Source organism: Allobosea sp. (assembly GCF_030694325.1).
Taxonomy (GTDB): domain Bacteria; phylum Pseudomonadota; class Alphaproteobacteria; order Rhizobiales; family Beijerinckiaceae; genus Allobosea.
In genome coordinates, this window is the sequence record NZ_JAUXYO010000341.1 from 1 (window position 1) to 8,143 (window position 8,143).

Annotated in this window: 9 protein-coding genes, 1 tRNA gene and 1 pseudogene; all 11 read left to right on the forward strand. The window is 66.3% G+C overall.

All coding sequences use genetic code 11. The features are described from left to right. On the forward strand, nt 1-145 hold a 145-nt coding region (locus tag Q8M82_RS22070; RefSeq protein WP_465247922.1), incomplete at its 5' end, for an EF-Tu C-terminal domain-related protein. Nucleotides 146-265: 120 nt separating this feature from the next. Further along, nucleotides 266-341, forward strand: a tRNA-Trp gene (locus Q8M82_RS22075). Between the two features lie 299 nt (nt 342-640). Beyond that, the gene (gene secE, locus Q8M82_RS22080; RefSeq protein WP_305693447.1) at nt 641-835 is read left to right on the forward strand and encodes a preprotein translocase subunit SecE; all 195 of its coding nucleotides are present in this window, start codon (nt 641-643) and stop codon (nt 833-835) included. Between the two features lie 14 nt (nt 836-849). After that, nucleotides 850-1,383, forward strand: a complete 534-nt coding sequence (nusG, locus tag Q8M82_RS22085; RefSeq protein WP_305693448.1) for a transcription termination/antitermination protein NusG — start codon at nt 850-852, stop codon at nt 1,381-1,383. A 76-nt stretch (nt 1,384-1,459) separates the two neighbouring features. Continuing rightward, nucleotides 1,460-3,088, forward strand: coding sequence for a methyl-accepting chemotaxis protein (locus Q8M82_RS22090; protein ID WP_305693449.1), 1,629 nt, complete (start codon nt 1,460-1,462; stop codon nt 3,086-3,088). Further along, nucleotides 3,085-3,696 (forward strand): cytochrome b, encoded by a 612-nt coding sequence (locus Q8M82_RS22095; protein ID WP_305693450.1) that lies wholly within the window; start codon nt 3,085-3,087, stop codon nt 3,694-3,696. The genes Q8M82_RS22090 and Q8M82_RS22095 overlap by 4 nt, the downstream gene beginning before the upstream one ends. Before the next feature lie 158 nt (nt 3,697-3,854). Further along, nucleotides 3,855-4,286 (forward strand): 50S ribosomal protein L11, encoded by a 432-nt coding sequence (rplK, locus tag Q8M82_RS22100; RefSeq protein ID WP_067987269.1) that lies wholly within the window; start codon nt 3,855-3,857, stop codon nt 4,284-4,286. A 10-nt stretch (nt 4,287-4,296) separates the two neighbouring features. Then, nucleotides 4,297-4,995, forward strand: a complete 699-nt coding sequence (rplA, locus tag Q8M82_RS22105) for a 50S ribosomal protein L1 (protein ID WP_305693451.1) — start codon at nt 4,297-4,299, stop codon at nt 4,993-4,995. A 542-nt stretch (nt 4,996-5,537) separates the two neighbouring features. Then, a complete protein-coding gene (rplJ, locus tag Q8M82_RS22110; RefSeq protein ID WP_305693452.1) occupies nt 5,538-6,053 on the forward strand; it encodes a 50S ribosomal protein L10 in 516 nt (171 codons plus the stop codon). A 56-nt stretch (nt 6,054-6,109) separates the two neighbouring features. Next, a complete protein-coding gene (gene rplL / locus Q8M82_RS22115; RefSeq protein ID WP_069055543.1) occupies nt 6,110-6,487 on the forward strand; it encodes a 50S ribosomal protein L7/L12 in 378 nt (125 codons plus the stop codon). Nucleotides 6,488-6,745: 258 nt separating this feature from the next. Continuing rightward, nucleotides 6,746-8,143, forward strand: a pseudogene (locus tag Q8M82_RS22120) (DNA-directed RNA polymerase subunit beta); the annotation flags it as partial.

Sequence of the window (8,143 nt, forward strand, 5' to 3'; positions counted from 1 at the left end):
CACGGAGATGGTGATGCCGGGCGACAACATCGCCATGGAAGTGCACCTGATCGTGCCGATCGCGATGGAAGAGAAGCTGCGCTTCGCCATCCGCGAAGGCGGTCGCACCGTCGGCGCCGGCGTCGTCGCCAGCATCATCGCCTGATCAAGCGATCAGCGACCATTCGGGAGAGGGCGGTGGCGACACCGCCCTTTTTCTTTGCCGGGTGCATGTCGATTTCGGCTTGAAATGTGCCGGCGCTTGGGGCACATGACGGGCCGCTACAGGGGTGTAGCTCAGTTGGTAGAGTACCGGTCTCCAAAACCGGGTGTCGCAGGTTCGAGCCCTGCCGCCCCTGCCAGTTCCCACCCGTGACCGGGGTCGGAACGGTTCGGCGCCGAGCGCGCCTTCGGTCGTTTCCTTCGACAGCCTGACCCGTGCGGCGTTCCGCGGCCGCCTGTTGCGCGGTCCCGGCCGGGCAGCGCCGATGCCGTCCTAAAGCCAGCCGGCAAAACCTCTTGGCGAACGCCTCGCCACGTTGTAGAAGCCTTTCCACGACGGCGCGCGGCCCCTCCGGGTCCCGCGCCGCGAATGTTTCAGGACGGCCGAATCGACGCCATGGCGGGAGCCAGCGGGCGGGTTCGGAACCCGAGGTGACCCATGGCCAAGACCAGCCCCTTCAGCTTCCTGCAGGACGTGCGCAACGAAGCCTCCAAGGTGACGTGGCCGTCGCGGCGCGAGACGCTGATCACCACCGGCCTCGTGCTGCTGATGGTGGTCGTCTCCAGCCTGTTCTTCTTCTTCACCGACACCATCATCCGCTGGTCGCTCGGCCTCATCCTCGGCGCCCGTTGAACGGAATCAGACACGTGAGCACCCGCTGGTACATCGTCCACGCCTATTCGAATTTCGAGAACAAGGTCGCGCAGTCGATCCGCGACCAGGCGGCGCAGCGCAATCTCGCCGACAAGTTCGACGAGGTGCTGGTGCCGACCGAGAAGGTCGTCGAGGTTCGCCGCGGCCGCAAGGTTGAAGCCGAGCGCAAGTTCTTCCCAGGCTACGTCCTGGTGAAGTGCGAAATGACCGACGAGGTCTACCACCTCATCAAGAACACGCCCAAGGTCACCGGTTTCCTGGGGGCCGACAAGGCCAAGCCGATGCCGATCCCCGAGGGCGAGGCGATGCGGATCAAGGGCCAGGTCGCGGAGGGTGTCGAGCGGCCGAAGCCGACGATTGTCTTCGAGATCGGCGAGCAGGTGAAGGTGGCCGACGGCCCGTTCGCCTCGTTCAACGGCGTCGTCGAGGATGTCGACCATGGTCGTGCCCGCCTCAAGGTCGCGGTCTCGATCTTCGGCCGCGCCACGCCGGTCGAGCTGGAATACAGCCAGGTCGAAAAGCTCTGACCAGCGGCCGGCGGTCGCACAATGTCTTGATCGGACGGCCTGTTAACCGTCCTGCAATGTGATTGACGCAGCGTCCATGCCAGTCATCTGGCGTGGACGCATGTTTCCCAAGAGCTTCAAGGCCACCGTCGATCAGCGCCTCGCCTTGTGGGGCCTCCTGCTTGGATTTCTGGCCAGTCTTTTTGCTGCCTCTGAAATCATCGGCTCGCTGCGGCTCGACGGATTCTCGCAAGAGATCGCGCGGCACGCAGATGCCGCCGGCCAGGTCGCGCGCAGCGAGGCGTTGTATCGGCGCGCTCTGATTGCCGCCGCGGCGGGAAGCGGCACGGACTCGGTCGATCCCCAGGAATTGCTGGCCGTCTCCCGGCAACTCGCCTCGTCGCTGCACGGTGAGGCGGGGCGCAGGGCGGAAGAGGCGACCGAGGCGCTCGCGGGGTTGTTGCGCCTGCAGGCGAGCCGCGATGACAACCTGCAACCGGCGCTCGACCGGGTCGCAGCTGCTCGGGAAGCGTTGAGCCAGGCCATCGCCGATAGCCTCGCCGCGACGAGCGGACGCCTCGCCTATCATCTCGGGAACGCCCGGCAGAACGCGATCCTGCTCTCGCTCCTCGGCCTGTTCGTGGCCGTCCTGGCGGTCTCCTTCGAGTACCGCTGGCTGGTGCGCCCAATCGTGGCCATGGCACGGGTGCTGGCACCCGGGGAGGATGGTCGGATCTGGCTGCAACGCGTCGCCCTGCGCCGCGACGAGGTCGGAATGCTGGGCCGGGCGTTGCTGGCCCATCTGCGCCACGAGCGGAGCCGCCAGGAGGAATCGCAGGTCCAACTGTCCTCGCTGTCGGCCGAGGTCTTCCGACAGGAGCAATTGCAGGCCCAGGCCGCGACGTTCCAGGCCCGCATCGCCGAGATCGCCATCGCCATGGAGACCCATGCCGCGCGGATGTCGCAAGCCTCGGGCGACCTGGCCGGCCTCTCGCGTTTCGTCGACGAGCATGCCGGTGCCGCGGCCCAGTCGTCCGCTCGCGCCTCGTCCCATGTCGACGTCGTCGCCCAATCGATCTCGGAAGTGTCATCGCTGCTGGCCCATACGGCCTCGGAGGCCCAGTCGACGTCACGCGTCGTCGAGGTCGCCAAAGCCAGCGTGGCGGCCGCGTCCGACGACAGCGTCTCGCTCGCCGAAGCCGTCCAGGGCATCGACCGCGTCATGGACATCATCAGTCTCGTCGCTGGCCAGACGAACCTGCTCGCCCTCAACGCGGCGATCGAGGCTGCCCATGCCGGCGAGTCGGGCCGCGGCTTTGCCGTCGTGGCCACCGAGGTGAAGCAACTGGCCTGCCGCACCGCGAGCGCCACGGACGAAGTTCGCCAGGGGCTTGCCGCGGTTCGCTCGGCGGCGGACGGCATGGCGACCCGCGTCGGGTCTCTGGTCGCGTCGGTGGCCGAGGTCGACCGTGCCGCCGCGGCGATCGCGGGACTCGCGATGCGGCAGCAGCAGAGCTCACAGGAAATCCACGCCAGCACGGCACAGACCGCGGAGGACGTTCGCTCGGCCGCCGACCAGGTGCGCCAGGTGGCGGCGATGGTCGAGAACTGGCGGCAGACGGGCGAGACGGTGACGATCGCCTCCGCCGATCTGGACCATCAGGCAGCGGCCCTGCGCGAAGCCGTGGCCGGCTACATCGCTCAAACCCGACAGGCCATCGCATGACCATGACCGCCGGCCTCGACGGGCAGGACCATCGCCTCGCCCCTTCCGCCTCGACACGGCGGCCATTGCCGCCGATCTCACGGGCGCTGCACTGGGTGATGGCCATCCTGGTCCTGGCGATGTTCGTCACTGGGGTCCTGATGAAGCAGTTCGGCGAAGGGGCGATCGCCGACGCGCTCTACACGTTCCACAAGACGGCGGGCGTGTGCGCGCTGGCGCTGGTGCTGCTCAGGCTCGGCTACCGCGCGATCGCCCAGTGGCAAGGCCGCTGGAGCCGCGGGGCCGGCAGCCACTGGGTCCATGGGCTGCTCTATCTCGGCCTGCTGGGCGTGCCGCTGCTCGGCTGGGCCGGCATCTCGGACTTCGGGGCGCTGGGGATCTATGCCGGCTGGTCGCTGCCGGCGATCTGGCCTGAGGGAGCCGGCCATGCGGCGTGGCTGTTCCGGAGCCACGCCATCCTGGCCTTCCTGCTGTTGGCTTGCGTCGTCATCCATCTCGGGATCGCGCTCGGGGTCTATATCGAGCGCGGCGGCACGGGGGCGCGAGCCGGAGGCGGCGCACCCGACGTCACGAACGGGGCTTCCCCTTCGCCGCCTTCTGTGTCATAGGCCGCGCCTCACATGCGTGGGAGGCATGCCGGTTTGCCAACCGGAGCTTCATGCCGCACCACGCTCTGCAACCACCCTGGTCCGCAACACACAGATCGTGTCGGGCAGGGTCGTCGTCGTTCCGATAGGCGTCGGGGCGGGCGACAGGAGCAGCCATCATGGCAAAGAAGATCACGGGCTACGTGAAGCTTCAGGTTCCGGCGGGCGCGGCCAATCCGTCGCCGCCGATCGGTCCGGCGCTGGGTCAGCGCGGCCTCAACATCATGGAATTCTGCAAGGCCTTCAACGCGAAGACCGCGCAGATGGAGAAGGGCATGCCGATCCCGGTGATCATCACCGCGTATCAGGACCGCTCCTTCACCTTCGAAATGAAGCAGCCGCCGGTCTCGTACTGGCTGAAGAAGGCCGCCGGCCTGACCTCGGGTTCCAAGACCCCGGGCCGCGGCGGCAATGTCGGCAAGGTCACCGCCGCGCAGATCAACGAGATCGCCGAGAAGAAGATGGCCGATCTCAACTGCGACAGCGTCGAATCCGCAGCGTCCATGATCAAGGGCTCGGCCCGGTCGATGGGCCTGGAAGTCGTGGGCTGAGGGGGCGAAGATGGCACATATCGGAAAGCGCGTCGTCAAGGGCCGTGAAGGCATTGACCGCACCAAGCTCTACCCGCTGACGGACGCCGTCTCGCTGGTCAAGGAGCGCGCCACGGCCAAGTTCGACGAGACCGTCGAGGTCTCGATGAATCTCGGTGTCGATCCGCGTCACGCCGACCAGATGGTCCGCGGCGTCTGCAACCTGCCGAACGGCTCGGGCCGCGTCCTGCGCGTCGCCGTGTTCGCGCGCGGCGCCAAGGCCGAGGAGGCCAAGAAGGCTGGGGCCGACATCGTCGGCGCCGAGGACCTGGTCGAGATCGTCCAGAAGGGCACGATCGACTTCGACCGCTGCATCGCGACCCCGGACATGATGCCGCTGGTCGGCCGTCTCGGTAAGGTGCTGGGCCCGCGCGGCCTGATGCCGAACCCGAAGGTCGGCACCGTCACCATGGACCTGACGACCGCGGTCGCGGCGTCCAAGGGCGGTTCGGTCGAGTTCCGCGTCGAGAAGGCCGGCATCGTGCATGCCGCCGTCGGCAAGGTCTCGTTCTCGGCCGAAAAGCTGGCCGAAAACATCAAGGCCTTCGCCGACTCCGTCGCCAAGGCGAAGCCGGCCGGCGCTAAAGGCACCTATATCCAGCGCGTCGCGATCTCCTCGACGATGGGTCCGGGCGTCAAGATCGAGCCGAACACGGTTCTCGGCGGCTGATGCCGCCGTGCGCTTCGGCCGGCCCCGTGCTGTCCGAAGCGTCCCGGCCCCGGTCACGGAGGCCGGTCGCGGAGGCTCCGAGCAGGAGATCCGCAGGATGCCACTTGGCAGAGGCGGGCGAAGGCGCTATGACGCCCGCCTGTTTCCATAAGTGATGTGGGCTCCGGCGTGCTCGTCGCGCAGGGGTCCGTTTCGCGTTTTTCGGCGGTTCGCCGCCGAAAGATGGGTGTTTGGGGTGCGGCGAGCGATCGTTTGACCCGAATCGCCCAGTCCTGTCTGAGACTGCAGGTGCATCGAGGGCCTCGGCCCGAGGGCATAATTTCGCCAAGAGGCCTGCATAGACGGTGCAAGAGCTCGAAGGGGGTCGCCAGACCCCGAAGACGGTTCGAACCATCTCGCCCGATCACGGCCTCGTGCCGGAGAGGGGACAGGGCACTGAGCGTCGCTCCACTGAAGCGCCGGTGTCAACCGGGGCTTCGAAAGAGCGGCAGTGCAACCGGCGGCGAGCCCCTCCAGGCCTGCCGCCTACCGGAGAGAGCCCAGTGGATAAAGCGGCAAAGACAGATGCCGTCGCGACGCTGAACGCGGTGTTTGCGAACACCTCGGTCGTCGTCGTGGCCCACTATGCGGGCTTGACGGTGGCCCAGTTCCAGAAGCTTCGTCGCGAGATGAAGGCCAATGGCGCCACCGTGAAGGTCGCAAAGAACCGGCTGGCCAAGATCGCTCTTGAAGGCACCGACGTCGCGTCCATCAGCAAGCTGCTGACGGGTCCCACCCTGATCGCCTATTCCAACGATCCGGTCGCGGCGCCGAAGGTCGCCACCGCCTTCGCCAAGGACAACGACAAGCTCGTGATCCTCGGCGGCGCGATGGGCAAGACCGCCCTGAACCCCGATGGCGTCAAGGCTCTGGCCACGATGCCCTCGCTCGACGAACTGCGCGCCAAGCTGCTCGGCCTCCTGCAGGCCCCGGCAACGAAGATCGCCCAGCTCTCGACCGCACCGGCTGCCAAGCTGGCGCGCGTGTTCCAGGCATATGCCGACAAGGATGCGGCCTGATCCAGGCCCGTTACCCCTGATATCGTTCGAACCTCTTACCTATATAGGAGCCTACAATGGCTGATCTGACCAAGCTCGTCGACGAGCTCTCCTCGCTGACCGTCCTCGAGGCGGCCGACCTCGCCAAGATGCTCGAAGAGAAGTGGGGCGTCTCCGCCGCTGCCGCCGTCGCCGTGGCCGCTGGCCCCGCCGGCGCCGCTCCGGCTGCCGCTGCCGAAGAGCAGACCGAGTTCACCGTCGTTCTTGCCGCCGCCGGCGACAAGAAGATCGAAGTGATCAAGGAAGTCCGCGCCATCACCGGCCTGGGCCTCAAGGAGGCCAAGGACCTGGTCGAGGCCGCGCCGAAGCCCGTCAAGGAGTCGGTCGGCAAGGACGAGGCCGAGAAGCTCAAGAAGCAGCTCGAGGCCGTCGGCGCCAAGGTCGAGCTCAAGTGAGCAGGGCCGGCGTGATGCCGGTCCGACCCTAGTCAACACCAGACAGTCCCGGGGCGGGCATCCGCCTCCGGGGCTGTCGCGTCGTTTCCGCAATTCGATGCGAAAACGAAGAGTCAGGCGCCTTTAGCAACCCTTGGTTGCAGTCGGCGTGTTTCGGATGATGTCGGCGCGATGATGCGCCGAACGGCTCACCCGGCGGCCCGGCCGCCACCACCCGGACCTCCGGGTGAGCCGTCCGTAGAGATTGCGAGGAACAAGATGGTCAATTCGCTCCAGGGCCGCAGGCGCGTCCGCAAGTTCTTCGGGAAACTCAAGGAAGTGGCGCAGATGCCGAACCTCATCGAGGTTCAGAAGGCGTCCTACGACCAGTTCCTGATGATCGACGAGCCGAAGGGCGGTCGTGGCGACGAGGGCCTGCAGTCGGTCTTCAAGTCGGTCTTCCCGATCGGCGACTTCTCGGGCGCCTCGCTGCTCGAATTCGTCAAATACACCTTCGAGCCGCCGAAATACGACGTAGACGAGTGCCGCCAGCGCGGCATGACCTTCTCGGCGCCGTTGAAGGTGACGCTGCGCCTGATCGTGTTCGATATCGATCCCGACACCCAGGCGAAGTCGGTCAAGGACATCAAGGAGCAGGATGTCTACATGGGCGACATGCCGCTCATGACGGACAACGGCACCTTCATCGTCAACGGCACCGAGCGCGTCATCGTCTCGCAGATGCACCGTTCGCCGGGCGTGTTCTTCGACCACGACAAGGGCAAGACCCACTCCTCGGGCAAGCTGCTGTTCGCCGCCCGCATCATTCCCTATCGCGGCTCGTGGCTCGACATCGAATTCGACGCCAAGGACATCGTCTATGCGCGCATCGACCGGAAGCGGAAGATTCCGGTCACGTCGCTGCTGTTTGCGCTCGGCATGGACGGCGAGGAGATCCTCAGCCGCTTCTACAACCACATCACCTATGTCCGCGACGCCAAGGGCTGGCGCGTTCCCTACGACGCCGAGCGCATGAAGGGCTTCAAGGCGACCGTCGACCTGATCGACGCCGACACCGGCGAGGTCGTGGTCGAGGCCGGCAAGAAGCTCGTCGCCCGCACTGCTCGCCAGCTCGCCGAGAAGGGCCTCAAGTTCCTGCGCGCGACCGACGAGGATCTCGTCGGTCAGTACATTGCCGAGGACATCGTCGATCCCGAGACGGGCGAAGTGCATGCCGAGGCCGGCGAAGAGCTGACCATGGCAGCCGAGGCCAAGACGGGCGAGATGAAGGGCAACCTCGTCGACCTGATCGCCAAGGGTTATAACGAGATCACGGTGCTCGACATCGACCACATCACGGTCGGTCCCTATATCCGCAACACGCTCACCGTGGATAAGAACTCGCGCCGTGAAGAGGCGCTGTTCGACATCTACCGCGTCATGCGTCCCGGCGAGCCGCCGACGCTCGAGACCGCCGAGAACATGTTCCAGTCGCTGTTCTTCGACTCGGAGCGCTATGACCTCTCGGCCGTCGGCCGCGTCAAGATGAACATGCGTCTTGACCTCGACGCCGAAGATACTGTCCGTGTACTGCGCGCCGACGATATCATCGCCGTCATCAAGACGCTGGTGGGTCTGCGCGACGGCAAGGGCGAAATCGACGACATCGACAATCTC

What these genes read in the sequence shown, in the direction of transcription:
- Q8M82_RS22095 (WP_305693450.1), top strand. Translation starts at nt 3,085, where the DNA reads ATGACCATGACCGCCGGCCTCGACGGGCAGGACCATCGCCTCGCCCCT.
- secE (WP_305693447.1), top strand. Translation starts at nt 641, where the DNA reads ATGGCCAAGACCAGCCCCTTCAGCTTCCTGCAGGACGTGCGCAACGAA.
- rplK (WP_067987269.1), top strand. Translation starts at nt 3,855, where the DNA reads ATGGCAAAGAAGATCACGGGCTACGTGAAGCTTCAGGTTCCGGCGGGC.
- rplL (WP_069055543.1), top strand. Translation starts at nt 6,110, where the DNA reads ATGGCTGATCTGACCAAGCTCGTCGACGAGCTCTCCTCGCTGACCGTC.
- rplA (WP_305693451.1), top strand. Translation starts at nt 4,297, where the DNA reads ATGGCACATATCGGAAAGCGCGTCGTCAAGGGCCGTGAAGGCATTGAC.
- Q8M82_RS22090 (WP_305693449.1), top strand. Translation starts at nt 1,460, where the DNA reads ATGCCAGTCATCTGGCGTGGACGCATGTTTCCCAAGAGCTTCAAGGCC.